17 protein-coding genes are annotated in these 20,461 nt (G+C 31.1%); 13 read left to right on the top strand and 4 right to left on the bottom strand.

What is annotated here, in order from left to right; translation table 11 throughout:
• Positions 1–28: 28 nt before the first annotated feature.
• From L2Z92_RS01465 to pepT, 6 genes are all read left to right on the top strand, one after another.
• Positions 29–1,186 carry a 5-(carboxyamino)imidazole ribonucleotide synthase gene (locus L2Z92_RS01465; RefSeq protein ID WP_236457082.1) on the top strand — a complete coding sequence of 386 codons (1,158 nt, stop codon included), beginning with the start codon at positions 29–31 and terminating at the stop codon, positions 1,184–1,186.
• A 124-nt stretch (positions 1,187–1,310) separates the two neighbouring features.
• A complete protein-coding gene (locus L2Z92_RS01470) occupies positions 1,311–2,597 on the top strand; it encodes an AAA family ATPase (RefSeq protein WP_236457083.1) in 1,287 nt (428 codons plus the stop codon).
• A 3-nt stretch (positions 2,598–2,600) separates the two neighbouring features.
• On the top strand, positions 2,601–3,179 hold the full coding sequence (locus L2Z92_RS01475; RefSeq protein ID WP_236457084.1) for a hypothetical protein: 579 nt from the start codon (positions 2,601–2,603) through the stop codon (positions 3,177–3,179).
• Between the two features lie 22 nt (positions 3,180–3,201).
• Positions 3,202–3,684 carry a 5-(carboxyamino)imidazole ribonucleotide mutase gene (gene purE, locus L2Z92_RS01480; RefSeq protein ID WP_236457085.1) on the top strand — a complete coding sequence of 161 codons (483 nt, stop codon included), beginning with the start codon at positions 3,202–3,204 and terminating at the stop codon, positions 3,682–3,684.
• 253 nt (positions 3,685–3,937) lie between these two features.
• A complete protein-coding gene (locus L2Z92_RS01485) occupies positions 3,938–5,965 on the top strand; it encodes a M3 family metallopeptidase (protein WP_236457086.1) in 2,028 nt (675 codons plus the stop codon).
• A 63-nt stretch (positions 5,966–6,028) separates the two neighbouring features.
• Positions 6,029–7,267, top strand: a complete 1,239-nt coding sequence (gene pepT / locus L2Z92_RS01490) for a peptidase T (protein ID WP_236457087.1) — start codon at positions 6,029–6,031, stop codon at positions 7,265–7,267.
• Positions 7,268–7,304: 37 nt separating this feature from the next.
• On the opposite strand, the gene L2Z92_RS01495 is transcribed toward pepT, so the two are convergent.
• Together L2Z92_RS01495 and rimK are read right to left on the bottom strand one after the other, a co-directional pair.
• The gene (locus L2Z92_RS01495; protein ID WP_236457088.1) at positions 7,305–8,261 is read right to left on the bottom strand and encodes a succinylglutamate desuccinylase/aspartoacylase family protein; all 957 of its coding nucleotides are present in this window, start codon (positions 8,259–8,261) and stop codon (positions 7,305–7,307) included.
• Positions 8,254–9,126 (bottom strand): 30S ribosomal protein S6--L-glutamate ligase, encoded by an 873-nt coding sequence (rimK, locus tag L2Z92_RS01500; RefSeq protein ID WP_236457089.1) that lies wholly within the window; start codon positions 9,124–9,126, stop codon positions 8,254–8,256. Before rimK ends, L2Z92_RS01495 begins: the two co-directional genes overlap by 8 nt.
• 275 nt (positions 9,127–9,401) lie before the next feature.
• Between rimK and L2Z92_RS01505 the strand changes: the two genes are divergently transcribed.
• The 7 genes from L2Z92_RS01505 to L2Z92_RS01535 all read left to right on the top strand — a co-directional run bounded on the left by L2Z92_RS01505 (position 9,402) and on the right by L2Z92_RS01535 (position 19,566).
• Positions 9,402–9,509 (top strand): YdeI/OmpD-associated family protein, encoded by a 108-nt coding sequence (locus tag L2Z92_RS01505; protein WP_236458895.1) that lies wholly within the window; start codon positions 9,402–9,404, stop codon positions 9,507–9,509.
• A gap of 58 nt (positions 9,510–9,567) precedes the next feature.
• Positions 9,568–11,316 carry a helix-turn-helix domain-containing protein gene (locus L2Z92_RS01510; RefSeq protein WP_236457090.1) on the top strand — a complete coding sequence of 583 codons (1,749 nt, stop codon included), beginning with the start codon at positions 9,568–9,570 and terminating at the stop codon, positions 11,314–11,316.
• A 249-nt stretch (positions 11,317–11,565) separates the two neighbouring features.
• Entirely contained in the window at positions 11,566–13,830 is a 2,265-nt protein-coding gene (locus tag L2Z92_RS01515; RefSeq protein ID WP_236457091.1) for a peptidoglycan DD-metalloendopeptidase family protein, read from the top strand.
• A gap of 7 nt (positions 13,831–13,837) precedes the next feature.
• Positions 13,838–16,072: an N-acetylmuramoyl-L-alanine amidase gene (locus tag L2Z92_RS01520; RefSeq protein ID WP_236457092.1), complete on the top strand. Its 2,235-nt coding sequence runs from the start codon at positions 13,838–13,840 to the stop codon at positions 16,070–16,072.
• 68 nt (positions 16,073–16,140) lie between these two features.
• Positions 16,141–16,572: a hypothetical protein gene (locus L2Z92_RS01525; protein WP_236457093.1), complete on the top strand. Its 432-nt coding sequence runs from the start codon at positions 16,141–16,143 to the stop codon at positions 16,570–16,572.
• A gap of 16 nt (positions 16,573–16,588) precedes the next feature.
• Positions 16,589–18,139: a T9SS type A sorting domain-containing protein gene (locus tag L2Z92_RS01530; RefSeq protein WP_264554465.1), complete on the top strand. Its 1,551-nt coding sequence runs from the start codon at positions 16,589–16,591 to the stop codon at positions 18,137–18,139.
• A gap of 14 nt (positions 18,140–18,153) precedes the next feature.
• Entirely contained in the window at positions 18,154–19,566 is a 1,413-nt protein-coding gene (locus tag L2Z92_RS01535) for a hypothetical protein (RefSeq protein WP_236457095.1), read from the top strand.
• Positions 19,567–19,652: 86 nt separating this feature from the next.
• On the opposite strand, the gene yajC is transcribed toward L2Z92_RS01535, so the two are convergent.
• Together yajC and L2Z92_RS01545 are read right to left on the bottom strand one after the other, a co-directional pair.
• A complete protein-coding gene (gene yajC / locus L2Z92_RS01540; protein ID WP_236457096.1) occupies positions 19,653–19,931 on the bottom strand; it encodes a preprotein translocase subunit YajC in 279 nt (92 codons plus the stop codon).
• 24 nt (positions 19,932–19,955) lie between these two features.
• Positions 19,956–20,441, bottom strand: a complete 486-nt coding sequence (locus L2Z92_RS01545) for a DUF1573 domain-containing protein (RefSeq protein WP_236457097.1) — start codon at positions 20,439–20,441, stop codon at positions 19,956–19,958.
• Positions 20,442–20,461: the final 20 nt, after the last annotated feature.

The following is a 20,461-nucleotide window of genomic DNA, read 5'->3' on the forward strand; positions in this document are numbered from 1 at the left end:
TGCTTGAAACAAGTTTATACATAACACAATGAATTATTTCTCGTCCGATTTTAAACTAGGTATACTTGGTGGTGGTCAACTAGGTAAAATGCTATTAACTGAAACTCGTAAATTCGACATTCAAACTTTGGTTTTAGACCCAAATGAAGAAGCTCCTTCTCGTTTTGGATGTAATAATTTCTACAAGGGCAGTTTGATGGATTTTGACACCGTGTATCAATTTGGAAAAATGGTGCACCTTTTAACTATCGAAATTGAAAATGTAAATCTAGATGCTTTAGACAAATTAGAAGAAGAAGGCTTACCTATTTTTCCGTCACCTAAAACATTACGATTAATCCAAAACAAAGGAAAACAGAAAGATTTATATATTCAAAATGGCATTCCTACTTCTAAACATTTACGTTTTGTTGGTTTAGACGATTTAAGAAACAGTATTTCTAAAGACGAATTAGACTTTCCTTTTGTATGGAAAAGTGCCGAATTTGGCTATGATGGAAATGGTGTAAAAATATGTCGTTCTGCCATTGATTTAATGAAACTTCCAGACGTTGAATGTATCGCTGAAGAACTAATTCCTTTCAAAAATGAATTAGCCGTTATAGTAGCAAGAAGTTTTTCTGGCGAAATTAAAACCTATCCTGTAGTTGAAATGGAGTTTCATCCAGAAGCCAATCAGGTGGAATATGTTATTTGCCCAGCTAGAATTAACGAAAGTGTGGCTCAAAAAGCACAAGAAATTGCCTTGAAAGTTTCAGAAACCTTCAACCATGTTGGTCTATTAGCAGTTGAAATGTTTCAGACAGAAGACGATGAAATCTTAGTTAATGAAGTTGCTCCTAGACCACACAATTCGGGTCATTATTCTATTGAAGCTAGTTATACTTCTCAATTTGAAAATCATTTAAGAGCCATTTTAAACCTTCCTTTAGGTAGTACAGACAGTAAAGTAGCAGGAATTATGGTTAACTTAGTTGGAGAAGAAGGTTATGAAGGTCCAGTTTATTACGAAAACATTGGGCAAATTATGGCAATTGACGGTGTTACACCTCATATTTATGGCAAAAGAGAAACACGTCCTTTTAGAAAAATGGGACATGTTACTATTGTAAATGAAGACATGACTATAGCGAGGCAAATTGCACAAGAAGTAAAAAATAGTATTAGAGTGATTAGTTATCAGTAGAAAATATATTTTTTTAGATAGTGTTCTGGATTTAGTCTCAGTTAGCAGATTGTCATGCTGGACTTGTTTCAGCATCTATATTTTAGTTATTCTTTTTTACTTAAATTTGATAAAAAAATAAAACATGAAAATTTCGAAGTTACATATAGAACAATTTAGACATTTAGAAAATCTAACTTTCGATTTCACATATCAAAGTGGTGAGCGAAAAGGACAACCGCTTGATAAAATATGTTTTATTGGTCAAAGTGCTACTGGAAAGACTGGGTTGTTGGAGTTGATAAATAGTCAATTTTCCTTTATTAATAATTTATTTGTTAGTAAAAATTTTTACCACGATGAACCTGGAGAAAAAAAATCATTTTTTGGTAATATAAAATTTAATTGGGAGAATAATTTCATGGAATTAAATGATAAGGAATTAAAATACAATAACAAGACTTATCAAAACAAATTCATAGGTGGAATGTCTGGTGAGCTTCTCCCATTAGAAGATAAAAAACGCCTTTTCTACTTTAAAACAAATTTAATCTCTGAAAACAACTTAGACTTTTTTTACAAAAACCCCATAGATTTAATTGAAAAACACAATGAACAATTGAGTGATCTTTCTCATTATTTCAAATATACTCATAATAGAGAATTTATTTTCAATGAAAATGCTGACCCAAGAATCTGGCTTTTTACAACTCAAGATATTCTAAATTATCGTAAAAAATTTACTCAAAAGATGTCTGAACTTCTACATGAAGGATTACTTTCAAATCCAGAAAAATTAAGTTCAGAATTTGAGAAATGGCAAAAAGATAATCCTAATGAATTGGAAAAGTTTGCCAAAAAATTTAATCCGATTTTAGAAAAATTACATTTAGAAGTAGATTTAGTCAATACAGAATATGTTATTCCTATTGCTAATAAAAGAAATGAAGAAATAATTCCTATCCAAAACACCAGTACAGGAACAAAGGGGTTATTATTATCGTTTTTACCTTTATTTAAACTCGATACCAAAGATTCCATTATTCTAATAGACGAACCCGAACGTTCTTTATATCCAGATATGCAAATGGATTTAATGGACTATTATCAAAATTTAGCTCCAGAAGCACAATTCATTGTAGCCACACATTCTCCTTTTGTTGCTGCTTCTTTTGAACCAGAAGAACGTTTTATATTATATTTTAACAAAGAAGGTAAAGTTGCGGTTAGAAGAGGAACTTCACCTATTGGAGATGATCCAAATGACATGCTTTATAATGATTTTGGTATTAACTACATTAACAAATATGGACAAGAAAAACACAATGAATATAAAGAATTAAAACAAAAAGTGTTTTTTGAAAAAGATGAAAACAAGAAAAGAGAAATTGTAGAAAAACTTGAAAAATTAGGAGAAGAATATAATTTTTAAAGCATGAAGAGAATAATTAAAAATCCTAATTCTAAAATAATAGAAGATAAAATTATTTATAAAAAAGGTAACAACAAAAAGTTAGCTTCAATTCTTTTACAAGAACAAAAAAACTTTTGTGCTTATACCGAAGAATATATAGGTAATAATGATGCTGTTGACATTGAACATTTCAATCCTAATCTAAAATACAAAGTAGAAGATTCCTATCAAAATTGGTTTATGGTAAAACACAAACCCAACAACCTCAAAAGAACAAATTGGATTGAACCTATTTTACATCCTACAGATGAAAAATTCGAAGAAAGATTAATTTATTCTGACGGTTACTTTTTACACGAACCAGAAGATATTGAAACCAAAAATTTAATAGATTTATTAAATTTGAACGATGAAATTTTTGTGAAAAATAGAAAAAAATTCATTGAGAGAAGAAAAGATAGAATCAACGAAAAAAACATGGATTCCAAAACTTATTTTGAAGAAAAAGTTAGTAAAGAAATAGAGTCAATAAAATACCTAAGAGCCATTCAAGAAGAATTCAAAATTCCTATTTGGGAAATGATTCCTGAAATTCAATAACAACAACACAAAACCAATACAAATGAGTAAAGTAGCTATTATAATGGGAAGTATTTCTGACATGCCAGTAATGCAAGAAGCCATTAACATATTAAAAGAATTCAATATAGAAACCGAAGTAGATATCGTATCCGCGCATAGAACTCCCGAAAAATTATTCGATTTTAGCCAAAACGCGCATAAACGAGGAATTGCTGTAATAATTGCTGGTGCTGGTGGAGCAGCTCATTTACCAGGAATGGTCGCATCCATGTCTCCACTCCCTATAATTGGTGTTCCTGTAAAATCAAGTAATTCAATAGATGGTTGGGACTCTGTTTTATCTATTCTTCAAATGCCTGGTGGTGTTCCTGTGGCTACTGTAGCATTAAATGGAGCAAAAAATGCAGGTATTTTAGCTGCACAAATTATTGGTAGCAGCGACAAAGTTGTTTTAGATCGAATTATAGCGTATAAAGAGAGTTTAAAACAAGCCGTTTTAAAAGCATCAGAGAATTTACAATAAAAATCCCGATGCTAGCACATCGGGATAAAAATCTATTCACATTTAAGTGACAACTATAAAAAAATTCTGATTTGGGACAAAAAGGCGTCTATTTTTCGACATCTAATCTGATACAAATATATGCTTTTTACCGAACAAAACAAGCACTTTATCGGTAAAAAATAACATTTTTTCAAAAAAAATGAATGAGCCCAGTAAAATCAAGGGTTTCCAAAGCGCACTATTTTAGTAAAAAAAATAAAAAAAAATAAAAATGTCAGTTTTAACTAGAAAATTCAATACAAAATATAACACAGCACCTTTCTCTAAAATAGAAAACAAGGATTATAAAGAAGCTTTTCTTCAACTCATTAAAGAAGCAAAAAGCGAAATAAATCAAATTATAGAGAATAAAGAAACACCAACATTCAAAAACACCATTGAAGCCTTAGATTTTGCTGGTAATCAATTGGATCGTGTTTCTAGTATTTTTTTTAATTTAAATTCAGCTGAAACTTCTGATGAATTACAAAAAATTGCACAAGAAGTTTCTCCACTATTAACAGAGTTCAGTAATGATATTACATTGAACGAAGACCTTTTTAAAAGAATAAAAGCGATTTATGACAATAAAGAAGAGCTAGAGTTAAGTACAGAACAAGATACGCTTTTAGACAAGAAATACAAAGGCTTTGTCCGAAACGGGGCTTTGTTAAACGATAAACAAAAAACAAAACTTAGAGATATTGACACTAAATTAGCGAAATTAAAGCTAACTTTTGGGGAAAACGTATTAGCAGAAACTAATAATTATCAACTACATATTACAGACGAATCTAAACTTAAAGGCTTACCAGAAGGTGCAAAAGAAGCTGCTGCTGGTTTAGCAAAATCAAAAGAATTAGACGGTTGGATTTTTACACTTGACTATCCTAGCTATATTCCTTTTGTAACCTATCTTGACGATAGAGAATTAAGAAAAGAATTAAGCATCGCAGCTGGAAAGAAAGCTTTTCAGAACAATGAGTTTGATAATCAAGAAAACATCAAAAACATTGTAAAATATCGTCATGAGAGAGCTAACTTATTAGGCTATGATTCTCATGCACATTTTGTTTTAGAAGAAAGAATGGCTCAAAATCCTGAAAAAGTTATTTCATTTTTAAATGACTTACTTTCTAAAGCAAAACCGGCAGCAGAAAAGGAATTCAAACAATTAACAGATTTTGCTAAAGAAATAGATGGTATTGATCAATTAGAAAAATGGGACGGTTCTTATTATTCTGAAAAATTAAAGCAAAAATTATTTAGTCTTGATGACGAAAAACTAAAACCTTATTTCAAGCTTGAAAATGTTCTAAATGGAGCTTTTACAATTGCTGAAAAATTATTCGGACTTAGATTTAAGGAAGTTTTTGATATTGATAAATATCACGAAGATGTTCAAACTTTTGAAGTAGTAGATTCTGAAGATAATTTTGTAGCTCTTTTCTATGCTGATTTTTTTCCTAGAAAAGGAAAACGAAATGGTGCTTGGATGACTTCCTATAAATCACAATATATTAAAGATGGAATAAATGAAAGACCACATATCTCGAATGTGTGCAATTTCACACCTCCTACTTCTACAAAACCCTCATTACTTACTTTCAACGAAGTAACAACGCTATTTCATGAATTTGGACATGGCCTTCACGGAATTTTAGCAAACACTACTTATTCAAGTTTATCTGGAACATCTGTATATTGGGATTTTGTAGAGCTTCCAAGTCAGGTAATGGAAAACTGGTGCTATGAACCCGAAGCATTAGCTTTGTTTGCCAAACATTATGAAACTGGAGAAATTATTCCTCAAGAATATGTAGAAAAAATAAAAGAAAGCGCTAGTTTCCTAGAAGGTATTGCAACGATGCGTCAATTGAGTTTTGGTTTATTAGATATGGCGTATCATGGAAAAACACAAACAATTGAAGATGTAAAAGCTTTTGAAGAAGCTGCTTTTAACAACACAAAACTATATCCAGATATAGCTGAAAATTGCATGAGTACTTCTTTTTCTCATATTTTTCAAGGTGGCTACTCTTCGGGATATTATAGTTACAAATGGGCGGAAGTTTTAGATGCAGATGCCTTTGCCTATTTCCAAGAAAAAGGAATCTTCAACAAAGAGGTTGCTACTAAATTCAAAGAAAATGTTTTATCTAAAGGAGGAACAGAACATCCAATGACATTATATAAAAAATTCAGAGGTCAAGAACCAAAACCAGAAGCATTATTAAAACGTGCTGGCCTAATCGATTAAATAAATAATCGCAAATATAAAATTCAAATAAATAGTATATTTGCAAACTAAATACAGAACAAAATGCAAAATATCATAGATCGCTTTATAAGCTATGTAATTATAGATACAGAATCAGATCCTAATTCTGACACAACACCAAGTACAGCTAAACAATGGGATTTGGCAAACAAGTTGGTAGACGAATTGAAAGCCATTGGAATGCAAAACGTTACCATTGATGAAAATGCATATATTATGGCTACTTTACCTAGTAATGTTGACCATGAAGTACCAACAATTGGTTTCGTTTCTCACTTTGATACGACTCCCGATTTTACAGGAGCAAATATAAAGCCTCAAATCGTTAAAAGTTACGATGGAAAAGATATCGTTTTAAACGCGGAACAAAACATCATTTTATCACCTAATTATTTTGAAGATTTATTGCTGTATAAAGGTCAAACACTTATTACAACAGATGGAACAACACTATTAGGAGCAGATGATAAAGCTGGTATTACTGAAATTGTTAGCGCAATGGAATATTTAATTCAGCATCCAGAAATTAAACATGGAGAAATTAAAGTTGGTTTTACACCTGATGAGGAAATTGGTCGTGGAGCACACAAATTTGATGTTGAAAAATTTGGTTGCGAATGGGCTTATACCATGGACGGAAGTCAAATTGGAGAATTAGAATATGAAAATTTTAATGCTGCGGGTGCTAAAATAACTTTTAAAGGTAAAAGTGTACATCCTGGATATGCTAAAGGAAAAATGATCAACTCTATGCTTTTAGCCAACCAATTCATTGCTGCACTTCCTGCAAATGAAGTTCCAGAAAAAACAACTGATTATGAAGGCTTTTTCCACGTACATCATATAAACGGTACTATTGAAGAAACCGTTTTAGAATTAATAATTCGTGATCATGATAAAGAAATTTTTGAAGCGAGAAAAGAATTAATTCAAATTATTGCAAATCAAATAAACACACAATATGCAAAACAATTTGGCGAAGACATTTGTATTGCTGAAGTAAAAGATCAATATTACAATATGCGTGAGAAAGTTGAACCTTTGTATCATATTGTTGAAATAGCTGAAAAAGCAATGATTGAATTAGGAATTACTCCATTAATTAAACCAATTCGTGGTGGAACAGATGGTTCTCAATTGTCTTACAAAGGACTTCCTTGTCCAAATATTTTTGCAGGTGGACATAATTTTCACGGAAAGTATGAATACGTTCCTGTAGAAAGCATGGTAAAAGCTACAGAAGTAATTGTGAAGATTGCAGAGTTAACCGCTAAACAATAAAACATAAAAAAAGGGATTCGAATGAATCCCTTTTTTTTCATTTACATAATCCTATATTAATCAAAGCATCACCTTGATTTACCATAGGCAAATGGTTATTATTTATAATGTAACCTGAATATTTACTTTTAATTTTCTTTTCAGAAAACCCGAATGGATCTGAAACACTTCCTAGCACATCTCCAATCTCTACTCGCTCTCCTACTTTTATAAAAGAACGATACATTCCAGATTGATCTGCACGAATCCATTTAGAATCTTTAATCACAATAGTATCTGGATTTTTATCCACTAAGTTTTCAGTAAAATCGTTTAGCCCTAAATATTTCATTACTCTCAGTGCTCCATCAATACCATATCGAGTAACATTTCGATCTAAACTTAATGACTTTCCTCCTTCAAAAAGAATAACTTTTTTATTCAATTTAGACATAGCATGTCTAAAAGAACTTTCTCTTTGCTTTGCATACATCATAAATTTAGTACCAAACACTTTTGCCAATTCTGTTAACTCATCATCAGAGTTTTGCAAACGTACATGTGCATAATTAAATCTCATATTTCCTCCTGTATGAAAATCCAAACAATAATCAGCATTAAAAGCTACTTGATTCATGAAGTCATTTGCGAACCTACTTGCTAAGGCACCCGTTTTTGAACCTGGAAACATTCTATTTAAATCTCTTCCGTCTGGAAATTCTCTTGTTTTATTAATAAAACCGAAAACATTCAAAACAGGTACACATATAATTGTTCCTTTTTTAGGTATATGATATCCTTTAGAAACAATTTGACGTACAATTTCGACACCATTCACCTCATCACCGTGTATTCCTGCCAACATCAATAAACAAGTACCATCTTCCTTTGCTCTATTTATAATTATTGGCACTTCTAGTTTTGATTGTGTATACAATCGAGCAATATCCATTTTAAGAGTTAAAGAATCACCAGGTAAAATCTCTTTACCTAAAATTTTAATCTCTTTATACATTTCTTGCAATATATTTTATGATGTCTCTTGCAATATCTCTACCCGTTGCTCTTTCAATCCCTTCCAAACCAGGAGAAGAATTCACTTCAAGAATAAGAGGTCCTCTTGCAGACTGAAGCATATCTACACCAGCTACACCAAGCCCCATTGCTTTTGCCGCTTTTAAAGCAGCAATTTCTTCTTCATCTGTTAACTCAATTAGTTCAGCAGTTCCACCTCTATGCAAATTGGAACGAAATTCTCCTTCTTTTGCTTGGCGTTTCATTGCTCCAACAACTTGACCATCTACAATAAATGCTCTAATATCTGCACCTTTTGCTTCCTTAATAAATTCTTGAACAATTACTCTTGCTTGCAAACCATGAAAAGCTTCTAATACAGATTCTGCAGCTTTATCATTTTCTGCTAGAACAACACCCAAACCTTGAGTGCCTTCTAATAATTTAATTATTAATGGAGCACCACCCACTTCACTAATAACAGCTTCAACATTCTTAGTATCGTTTGTAAAAACTGTTTTAGGCAAACCTAAGCCTGCACGAGATAAAATTTGTAAACTTCTTAGTTTATCTCTTGAGCGAACTAAAGCCTGAGATTCTACAGCGGTAAATAATTTCATCATTTCAAACTGACGAACAACAGCCGTTCCATAAAATGTTACTGAAGCACCAATTCGAGGAATAATAGCATCAAAACCTTCTAATCTATTATTTTTATAAACAATTGAAGGTTGTTTTTTCTCAATAACTAAATCACATTTCAAGTGATCAATTACATGCATCTCATGCCCTAATTTTGTTCCTGCTTCTACCAATCTTTTTGTTGAATACAAGTTACCGTTTCTCGATAAAATGGCTATCTTCATACCTAATTTAAATTATTTTATTTCGATGATAAGGTAGTAAAAAAAAGCACGTACACAAATAAAATGATTTTATATATCTATTAAATTGTAAAGAAGAAAGATAACTAGAGTAACTATTTAAAATGAAATTGATAAATTTTCAAAAATGAAAAAAATCCTTGTTATTGCTTCACAAAAAAAGTTATTAATTCTTTATTACTTGATGAGGAATTTTAAAAAAAACAGCACTAAAGAATGCCTTTCATTTATTCACACCACACAAAAAAAGAGAACTTATTGAGTATATTGAAACCGCGAAACAAGAAAAAACAAAACTTTCTCGGTTAGAAAAAATCAAACCCATGATTATGAAAAATATAGGATTAAATGATAAATATAAGTAAACTTTAAAAAATAATTTAATATTAAATCATTAATTTAGCCGCTTACAAAAACATGTGTATGAGGATAGTAACATTATTAATTTTACTTTATTTCAACCTATTAACCTACGCCCAAACAATAACCTTAAATAATAACGAATATTTAAAACTTCAAGATAAAGCTCGCAGCTGCTTATATATTGATATTGACAGTTCATTATATTATGCCAATAAAATAGAAAAATCTTCTAATACTATTCATAAATCTTTTTCAAATGGATTAAAAGCTTATATTTTTCAATTAAAAAACGACTCTTTAAATGCTAGAACGTTTTTAAAAAAAGCTTATTCCTTCCTTGAAAAAACCCCTAATTCAAAAGAAAAAAAATTCTTAAATGCTTATTTACTAAACTATGACGGTTTAATTGAATGGAGAAAACACAATTTAAACCTTGCCTTAAAAAAGTACCAAGAAGGTAAAATGCTGTCTGAAAGTGTTGAAGACATAATTCAGGTAGTGAAATTTAATGCAAATATTGGGTTAATAAATAAAGAGATAAAAAACTATGATGTTGCTATTTCAACTTTTCAAAACAGTTTAGTCCTAATTAACAAAAACTTAAATGTTTGCCCAAAAGAAGAGTTAAACTCAATCATTAGCAACATTCATTTAAGCATAAGTAATTGCTATGAAAATAAATTCCAAGAAAAGACTGATCTAAAAAAAATAGATTCTGCAATTTATCATACTCAAAAAGCACTACATTACTCTAGAGATAACAGTCTTTTAAAACTACGCTCACTAACAAGTCTTGGTAACATCTACTTTATTAAAGACGATTATAAAAATTCCAAAAATGCATATCAAAGTGCATTAACCATTTCTTTGGAGCTAAATATGCTTGCAGATTACAACACTTTACTTTGTAACCTTGGTCATTTAAATTATTATTACAAAAAAAACAAAGAAGCTCTTATCTATTTTACAAAAGTAGATTCACTCTATCAACTTGGTAAAGAAAACCTAACCGAAGAGTATATTCTCTCTAATTATTATCTCGCAAAAATTTATAGTTTCTTAGGAAAAAAAGAACAAGCCACAAAGTTCTCTAAAAAGTATTTGGATAACTATGAGATAATGGTTTCTAAAGAAATGAAAGAAACATTAGAAGTTAACAACACACTTAATAATCAAGTACTGCAAAAAGAAATGCTTGATTTAAATGAAGAGTATAAAAAAGAAAAAATAGCAACCGTTATTATTTACATTAGCGGTTTAATTTTTATTATATCAATAATTTTATTTTTCAGAAGAAAAAACAAATTAAAAATTGAAAAGGTAAAAAATAGAGCTAAAAAATATCTTTTAGAAATTGATGCTACAAAACAAAAAAACCAACAATTACTAGACGAAATACAAAATAGCAAGGAAGAAAAAAGATCTAATGCTTCCATAAATTTAGATATTGAAAAAGAAAATGAAATTGTAGAAATGTTACTTTCTTTAGAAACAAAAGAAACATTTCTTAATCAAGATTTCACACAACAATATGTTGCAAAAAAGATAAAGACCAACACAACTTATCTTTCTTATGTTGTAAATAAAAGATTTGGAAAAACATTTAGTGAATATGCAAATGATTTAAAAATAAATTATTCTATAAATCAAATGATAACAAACCCAACCTATCGAAAATACAATACCCAAGCTATTGCAGAAAGTGTTGGCTTTAAGAGTGCAATTTCATTTAGAAAGTCCTTTAACAAAAAGACTGGGGTTTCTCCAACTCAATTTCTAAAAAACATAGAGGAAAACTCCTCTAAATAACACTAAAAAAAAATTCTTATTCATTCCCTAAATTTGTAATGTAACTCTCCTAAAATCAATAACATTCCTTGACTTTATGCTTAAAAATAAAGGAGGAATAATTTATAAATTATTCTATTAGAATTTATAAATTATTCCTCCTTCCCATTTATAAACAACTGATTACTAAATAACTTTGCTTTAATAATTCACAAAATATCGAATAGCAATATTCAATTTTTTGTGTCATTTTTTAAACAAAACAAATAAATGAAAAAAAGAAAAACACTGTTAAAAATAGGAGCATGCCTTCTATTTTTAAATGCAAACTGTCAAGAATTAGTTATTTCCAGTCAACAAGGGTTTCTTAATTACAACAGTAAAGAAGAAAAACTAACAAAAGAAGAAAGTAACAAATTCAACTTAGAAACCAACCCACAAAAGGTTACTTACATTGATCAATTAGCCTATTATGCAGATCAAATTTCACCAAATCTTAAAGAAAGTGCAGGATATGATTTCTTTCAAGGCATCCAGAGTCCTTTCGATTCTAAAATATGGATTTACATGGAAAGGCAAAAGATAGGAGGAAACTACATTCTAAATAAAATTAACACTTCTAACGAAAAAATAGAACGTATATTTTCTATTAAAAATGAAAACAGAAATCAACTAGTTTACAAACCTATAGCTTGGACTAATAATCCAAATGAAATATATGTAGAAGGACTTTATTTAGACAGCGCAGAAGAACATGAAGGGATATGGAAACTAAACATTGAAAATGGTAAATTAGACGAGATTAAACTACCATTCAAACTAATGCGAACTCCACTATTCTCTAAAGACAGAGAAACACTTTTTTGTGTAGGAACATTAGATAAAAAAATTAATATACTGCATGGAAACACTGATATTGTTTACAAATATGAAATTGCAACACAAAAGCACAAAGTTGTAAATCAGAATAAAGGCGAATCTTTCATTATTAATGGTTGGAAAAATGATGTAACCAATAAAACAAAAAACCAGAATCAGGCAAAAGCATCAAATATTGATTATTATTTACCATGGGACTACAATAAAGAATTATGTGTTTCTAGACACGGAACTCCTGCACCATCTGGACTGAACAACAATGTTGGTGTTTGTAATATATTTAGCCCAGGCGGACAACATAGTTATGCAGCTATTGACTTTGCGACTTCTACAAACAGTAATGACAATGTTAGAGCTGCAGCTGCTGGTACTGTCTCATTTGCTGGTATTAGTGGGAGTTTATCTACTGGTTATGGTAGACTTGTTATTATAACACATAGTGATGGTACTAGAACTTATTATGCACACAACTCCTCTATTTTGGTCAGCCAAGGAGACAATGTTTCTCAAGGGCAAATAATTGCAAAAGAAGGAACAACAGGAGGTTCAACAGGGGATCATATTCACTTTGAATGGAGAGCTGCTGGAGGAAATGCATCAACTATTGGGAGCTTTAAAGATATTGGACAACCAAGAGTTGATAATAGATATAGATCAAATAACAGTACGTCTACTCCAACTCCAAGCAACACACCAGTACCCGTTTCTCCTGCAAATGGAGCAACAAATTTATCTTTACCAATAAACTTTACATATACTTCTCCTGTAAATGCTGGAGCTTTTAGAATTCAAGTCTCAACTTCTAATTCTGGTTGGAGTGAAACCAATGGTTTTACAACAAATAGTAGCCCTAATGCAACAGTAGTAGTAAATGCGAGTATTACTACAAATAATTATTATTGGAATGAAACTGCTCTAGGTGGTTATGAAGGCCCTAAAGCTGGAAAAACTTATTATTATACTATTAGAAGTTGGGATGCAACTACAGGAACTTCAAAATATTCGGCTGTGAGAACAGTTTCAACTGAATTTGGTGTACAACCTATTGCTCCTACTAATGCTGCTAATGTAAATAGTCCTGCTAATATTTCTTGGGCAAGTTCTGTAAGTGGCGCTTCTTGTAGATTACAAATTTCTAGAGTAAATTCTGGTTGGACTGCAGATAATGGTTTTACAACAGACTCATCTCCCACTACATCTGTCCCTGTTAATTATAGCACAGCTAATTTATTAAACTATACTTGGCCTAATCAATATACTGAATCTCAAGATTTACCTACATCTGGAAACACTTATTATTGGACAGTACGTTTATGGAGTCCTTCAACTGGAAGCTCTAAATATACTCCTGTGAGAAGTTTTACTATTAATGGAACTACTTCTAAAATGACTTTCAATACTTCAGACATCCTTTTGTACCCAAATCCTAGTACTGGTACTTTAAATATTTCGTTTGAATCAAACACAGAAGAAGCAGAAGTAAATATTTATGATATTTCTGGAAACACTGTATTCACTAAAAAATACAAAACAGAAAAAGGAAGCACAACCATCAACGAAGACATTTCTAAATTAAAAGACGGGAACTATTTTCTTTTATTAAATGATGGAGAAAAAATATTAAATCAAAACCTATCAATAAATAATAAACAATAATAAACAAATGAAAAAACACTTAATTATTTTATTCGCACTAGTCTTTCAAATGAGCATTAACGCTCAAGACAACAAGAGTTATGAAAGACTCATGAAATTACCTGTCAAAAAAGTAGCCAGCAAGAATGGTGATATCTATTTGAAAGCAGATTTTACAGAAGTATTAACAGGACAAACTAACAAAAAAGCACTCCAGGAGGAAACTATTGAAATGCTAGATTTCTTAAATGCACCACATCCAAGTGTTGGTACAATTAAAAATCAATTAAAAGAAGCAGCAAATGAATTTAATGTTCCTTTACCTATTTTAGAAGCGATTGCTAAAACATATAATAATTATTGTATGTACGGTCCGTCTGAATATGGAGCTTACGGAGTAATGGGACTAGTTGAAAATGAATCTAATCAACTTTTATCGAAAGCAGCAAGTTTAATCAAAATTGATATTGAAGACGTAAAAACAAATTCACGTCAAAACATTAGGGCTACAGCAGCAATATTAGCTGAATATGGAAAAGACATCAAAGACCCTAAAAATCTAATTTCTTGGTTTGAAGCGGTAAAAGAAGTTACTGGTCTAAGTGATGAATTTACAAAAGAAATGCAAGCCATAGACTACTATAAAGTAATGAACAATGGTCGTAACACAATTACTTTATGGAAAGAAACTGCAGAAATTTCTCCACTTAATGACAATAATATCAATAGATTAATTAAAGATTATAATTCTAGACTAAAACAAACTACTAATAAAGGAGCTACAACGGGAACAGTTGATTATCCTTCTGCAGTGGGTGCATTCACAAATTGTAATTTTTCTAGTAGAGGCGGAAGAGATATTGATACATGGGTAAACCATTATATAGCAGTTGGAACAGTTGCAGGTGCAATATCTCATTTTAGAAATTGTAATGCAGGTGCAAGTGCACATTTTATTATTGCTGTTGACGGAACAGTTTATCAATCTGTTAAAGTAGCAAGTAAAGCTTGGCATTCAGGAGCAACTGGAAAACCTAATAACGAACGTTCTATAGGTACTGAACATGATGTTACAGTCTCAACTCCATCAAATTGGAACAATACAACTATGCTTGAAGCGTCTACAGATTTAGCACGTTATTATTGTAATAAATATGCTATTCCAAAAACTCGTTCTTTACCGGGAATAAGAGGTCATAAAGAAATGCCAGGAACTAGTACAGATTGTCCTTTTACTATTCCTTGGACAACATGGATGAATATGTTGAATAACAATACTCCTCCACCTCCAACTAGTAATACACCAGTACCCGTTTCTCCTGCTAATGGAGCAACAAATTTATCTTTACCAATAAACTTTACATATACTTCTCCTGTAAATGCTGGAGCTTTTAGAATTCAAGTCTCAACTTCTAATTCTGGTTGGAGTGAAACCAATGGTTTTACAACAAATAGTAGCCCTAATGCAACAGTAGTAGTAAATGCGAGTATTACTACAAATAATTATTATTGGAATGAAACTGCTCTAGGTGGTTATGAAGGCCCTAAAGCTGGAAAAACTTATTATTATACTATTAGAAGTTGGGATGCAACTACAGGAACTTCAAAATATTCGGCTGTGAGAACAGTTTCAACTGAATTTGGTGTACAACCTATTGCTCCTACTAATGCTGCTAATGTAAATAGTCCTGCTAATATTTCTTGGGCAAGTTCTGTAAGTGGCGCTTCTTGTAGATTACAAATTTCTAGAGTAAATTCTGGTTGGACTGCAGATAATGGTTTTACAACAGACTCATCTCCCACTACATCTGTCCCTGTTAATTATAGCACAGCTAATTTATTAAACTATACTTGGCCTAATCAATATACTGAATCTCAAGATTTACCTACATCTGGAAACACTTATTATTGGACAGTACGTTTATGGAGTCCTTCAACTGGAAGCTCTAAATATACTCCTGTGAGAAGTTTTACTATTAATGGAACTACTTCTAAAATGACTTTCAATACTTCAGACATCCTTTTGTACCCAAATCCTAGTACTGGTACTTTAAATATTTCGTTTGAATCAAACACAGAAGAAGCAGAAGTAAATATTTATGATATTTCTGGAAACACTGTATTCACTAAAAAATACAAAACAGAAAAAGGAAGCACAACCATCAACGAAGACATTTCTAAATTAAAAGACGGGAACTATTTTCTTTTATTAAATGATGGAGAAAAAATATTAAATCAGAACCTATCAATAAGTAACAAATAATTTTCTACACCTGTAAGACATAAATGAAAAAATGTCTTACAGGTGTTATTATTTAATAACATTAAAAAATGAAAAAAACTTTTTTTATACTATCCCTATTTTTTATCATTCACATGCATGCTCAAAACAATGAAGAATATTCTAAATCAGAAATAGGACAATTCTTAAAAGCCTACAAACAAAGCCTAGATTCTCCATTTGATCTTGTATCATCTATGAAAAAAAATGCGCTTAAAATTAAAATATCCGAAGAGCGTTTATCCGAAATTTTACAATCTCAAGTAAACGGAATAGAATTAGAGCTTACAAATAGTGAAACTTCTGAAATGAACACTCTAAAAGAACTAATGGAATTAGACAAAAAAGAATACGATACGTCATTTGAAAATTATTTAAAGAGTATAAATTTGGATTCTATAAAGTTCTATGAAATGAAAAAATTATTTAATAACAATAAAGATTTTCAAAAAACTGTCATTAACCAAATGAGTACAAATTAATGTAAGAATATAAAACATGAAAATATTAAAAATAAAAAAACACCTACTAAAGTGTTTACTAATAACACTCTCAATTAGCACATATTCACAACAACTCCCTAACAGATATATTGAAAACATTACTCAAAATGTACAAATCACTAAAAATATAATTTTCAGCACTAACATACCAACTGTGAGAACCACAAATCTTTTTGGCAACCATATTGCAAATGAAGACAGCTTTGGAAAAAAAAAGGTAACACTAAAAATGGACATCTACAGACCTTCTGGTGACACATTAACAAAAAGACCAGTAATCATTTTTGCGTTTGGTGGTGCATTTATAAATGGTAAGAAATCTAATAAAGGAATGGTTAAACTTTGTGAAGAATTTGCGAGAAGAGGTTTTGTAACCGCTTCAATAGAATACAGGTTAGGAATGAATATAACCGACCAAGAATTATCAAGAAGAGCTGTTTACAGAGCACTTCAGGATGGTCGTTCTGCAGTACGCTTTTTTAGAAAAAATGCAGCTACTTATGGAATAGACCCAGATCAGGTTTACATATCTGGTCAGAGCTCGGGCGCTATACTTTCGCTTCATAGTGTGTATTTAGACAAAGAGTCAGACAGACCAGCATCTACAAGAGATTATTTTGGAAGACCTGATTTAGGAGGTATAGAAAGCATTGGAGATAATAAAACCTATAATAACGGAAGCGTTGTAAACGGAAAAGCAAACGGAGTTATGGCTTTTGCTGGAGCACTTGGAGAAATTGATTACATTGAAAATGCAAACGATGTTAAAGCTATTTACTTCCATAGTACGGATGACAACATAATTCTTTATGATTCAGGAGAACCTTTTAAAAATTTTAATTGGATACCTGGTTTTAATTTACCAACACTTTATGGAAGTAAACCATTAAGCATACGTTCATCTAATGTAAACCTAACTAATGCTTTATACACATACTCTAATAGAGGACATGCAGTTCATTTGGATGGCAATTCTATTTACCCAGATATAACTCCAAAAGGTAGCCAATACTTTTATGATAATTTTTTAAAACCAAACAACGTTACTATTTCAGGAAACAATTTAGGTTGTTCTAATTGTATCGAAACGTATTCTGTTCCTAATAATTCGTTTTATTACGATTGGGAAGTTATAGGTGGTTCAATCATTAATCAATCACCTTATTCAAATAACGTTACTATACAATGGAATAGCACTTCTACAAAACAAATTACAGTAACCAATTACAGTAGACAACTAGCAAGAGGTAACGTTACATCGCTAGTAATTAATAATCAATTAAAGAACTTCGTTCAACCTGTAGTTACAATTAGTCCAAATCCGTTCAAAGAGAACTTAAATATTGAACTAAATGAAGCTTTTAATGGCGAAATTAGAATTGCTATATTCAATATAAATGGAGAAGAAGTACTAAACACGCACTCTACCAAGAATAATCCTACTATCATTGAGACTATAAACACAAGTAATTTAATTTCTGGTTTCTATTTTATTAAGATCATTGATGAGAAGAATAGTGTGGTTAAAAAATTAATAAAACAATAAAAAACTTAGACATAATGAAAAACTTTTTTTTATACTTAGCAATGCTTTCTATAATATCTTGTTCTCAAAATGATGATGAAAAGGTTATTGACGTGAGCAAGAAAGACACCAATACTAGCAATCGTTCTCCAACTTCAGCTTCTTGTGATACTTCTCCTTACACTGTTAATCATTCGTTTGGCAACACATGGAGTAGAACACTTCAATTACCAGCTACTGGAAAATTCGTACAAGAAAGTCATTATGTAACAACAGAAGATAACTTTCCTGGAAGTAGATTATTTGCAAATACAGTAACTGAAAATATAAATTCTCATTTACAAAGATCTTTTAATTCATATAAGGCTTATGACCCTAACAAAACCTATTCGCAGTTATACGCTTCGAGTTTTCAAAGAGAATGGACTCCTGCAGAAGCCGGAGCAATTGGACAAGGATCGATAGGAAATATTCAAACACAATATTTAACTCCTGAAAAAGAAATGTGGTTCATGACAATGATGTGGTCACCAGGAACTAGACCTGCAATAGATACCAAATTTTTATTAAGTGCTAATGGAAAAAAAGTTGTAGTTGTTGCAGGCTATGAAACTGGACCAAGATCGCAATCTTTTATAGGTGGATTAACTCCAGAAACTCATGCTTGGCTAGGAACAAATAATAGTTCTCAAATAACAGTTTCATATTTAACAAATCAATCTACACCTATTGGGCCTATAGATTGTGTTTCAGCAACCGCTAACACTCCTATACCGGTTTCTCCTGCAAATGGAGCCACAAATTTATCTTTACCAATAAATTTTACGTATACTTCTCCTGTTAACGCTGGAGCTTTTAGAATTCAAATTTCAACATCTAATTCTGATTGGAATGAAACTGATGGGTTCACTACAAATAGTAGCCCAAATGCAACAGTAATAGTAAATGCGAGTATTACTACTAATAATTATTATTGGAATGAAACTGCATTAGGAAGTTATGAAGGTCCTAAAGCTGGAAAAACTTATTATTATACTATTAGAAGTTGGGATGCGGCTACAGGAACTTCAAAATATTCGGCTGTAAGAACTGTATCAACAGAATTTGGAGTGCAACCTATTGCTCCAACAAATGCTACAAATGTAAATAGTCCTGTGAATTTATCTTGGGCAAGTTCAGTAAGTGGTGCTTCTTGTAGATTACAAATATCTAAAGTAAATTCTGCTTGGACTGAAGATAATGGTTTTACAACAGCATCTGGATCTACTTCAATAGTGCCCGTTAATTATAACACAGCCAATTTATTAAATTATACATGGCCTAATCAATATACACAAGCCCAAGACTTACCTACTGCTGGAAACACTTATTATTGGACAGTACGCTTATGGAGCGCTTCAACAGGAACCTCAAAATATACTCCTGTGAGAAGTTTTACCGTTAATTAGCGTACATTTTGGTTGATTTTTATAAAAATCCCCAACTAACATTAATTTGAAAGTTGGGGATTCTATTTTTTAAACATTTAAAAAAATTACTTCTTCTCTTTCTCAACAAGTTTTGCACTCATTTCTAAAGAAATAGCCGATTTTTCCATTTTAATTTTTCCTGCCATTGTTTCAACAACCACAGTAGCATCAGATTGCTCTGCTATTTTACCATGAATTCCAGATTTCGTGATTACTTTATCGCCTACTTTTAAACCTGCTTCAAACTCTTTTTCTTTTTTTGCTCTTTGTTGATTTGGTCTAATCATTAAAAAATAAAATATTGCAATCATCAACAATATTTGTATGGCTAACTGATAAGTCATGTTCTTCTAATTTAATTTTATTATTTATTTTTTGAAAGGAGGAATTCCTTCTTTTGTTAAAACATTTGCTCTAATATTAAATGTTTCACTTGCTTTTTCTGTATTCGTAGTTAACGTAACTGTTTTACTTTGATTTCCAGATTTTCCAGTAGAGTCAAAAGTTACCTTGATTGGTGCAGATTCTCCAGATTTTAAAGGGTGCTTTGGATATTCTGGCACTGTACAACCACAAGTTGCCTTTGCATCTGAGATTATTAAATCTCCTTCACCAATGTTTTTCACTATAAACTCGGTCGTAACTTTATCACCTGCGTTTATTGTTCCAAAATCGTGATCTATTTTATCAAATTCTACAACTGGCATTTTACCAGCTTTTTCTTCTGCTATTTTAGTAGCAACTTCAACTGCTTCCATATCTGCATCAGTAATTTTCATTGTTGCATTATCTTTACAAGATGTAACAGAAAATAAAAATGACAAGGTTACTAGGGTTAACGTTTTTTTTAACATAACTATAAATAATTAATGGG

It is taken from the genome of Flavobacterium jumunjinense (assembly GCF_021650975.2).
Classification (GTDB): domain Bacteria; phylum Bacteroidota; class Bacteroidia; order Flavobacteriales; family Flavobacteriaceae; genus Flavobacterium; species Flavobacterium jumunjinense.

Excerpts from the sequence above, each read along its gene's own strand:
- purE (WP_236457085.1), top strand. The coding sequence starts at position 3,202 with ATGAGTAAAGTAGCTATTATAATGGGAAGTATTTCTGACATGCCAGTA.
- L2Z92_RS01535 (WP_236457095.1), top strand. The coding sequence starts at position 18,154 with ATGAAAAACTTTTTTTTATACTTAGCAATGCTTTCTATAATATCTTGT.
- L2Z92_RS01515 (WP_236457091.1), top strand. The coding sequence starts at position 11,566 with ATGAAAAAAAGAAAAACACTGTTAAAAATAGGAGCATGCCTTCTATTT.
- yajC (WP_236457096.1), bottom strand. The coding sequence starts at position 19,931 with ATGACTTATCAGTTAGCCATACAAATATTGTTGATGATTGCAATATTT.
- L2Z92_RS01530 (WP_264554465.1), top strand. The coding sequence starts at position 16,589 with ATGAAAATATTAAAAATAAAAAAACACCTACTAAAGTGTTTACTAATA.
- L2Z92_RS01470 (WP_236457083.1), top strand. The coding sequence starts at position 1,311 with ATGAAAATTTCGAAGTTACATATAGAACAATTTAGACATTTAGAAAAT.
- L2Z92_RS01525 (WP_236457093.1), top strand. The coding sequence starts at position 16,141 with ATGAAAAAAACTTTTTTTATACTATCCCTATTTTTTATCATTCACATG.
- L2Z92_RS01545 (WP_236457097.1), bottom strand. The coding sequence starts at position 20,441 with ATGTTAAAAAAAACGTTAACCCTAGTAACCTTGTCATTTTTATTTTCT.
- pepT (WP_236457087.1), top strand. The coding sequence starts at position 6,029 with ATGCAAAATATCATAGATCGCTTTATAAGCTATGTAATTATAGATACA.
- L2Z92_RS01495 (WP_236457088.1), bottom strand. The coding sequence starts at position 8,261 with ATGTATAAAGAGATTAAAATTTTAGGTAAAGAGATTTTACCTGGTGAT.
- L2Z92_RS01475 (WP_236457084.1), top strand. The coding sequence starts at position 2,601 with ATGAAGAGAATAATTAAAAATCCTAATTCTAAAATAATAGAAGATAAA.
- L2Z92_RS01485 (WP_236457086.1), top strand. The coding sequence starts at position 3,938 with ATGTCAGTTTTAACTAGAAAATTCAATACAAAATATAACACAGCACCT.
- rimK (WP_236457089.1), bottom strand. The coding sequence starts at position 9,126 with ATGAAGATAGCCATTTTATCGAGAAACGGTAACTTGTATTCAACAAAA.
- L2Z92_RS01510 (WP_236457090.1), top strand. The coding sequence starts at position 9,568 with ATGAGGATAGTAACATTATTAATTTTACTTTATTTCAACCTATTAACC.
- L2Z92_RS01465 (WP_236457082.1), top strand. The coding sequence starts at position 29 with ATGAATTATTTCTCGTCCGATTTTAAACTAGGTATACTTGGTGGTGGT.
- L2Z92_RS01520 (WP_236457092.1), top strand. The coding sequence starts at position 13,838 with ATGAAAAAACACTTAATTATTTTATTCGCACTAGTCTTTCAAATGAGC.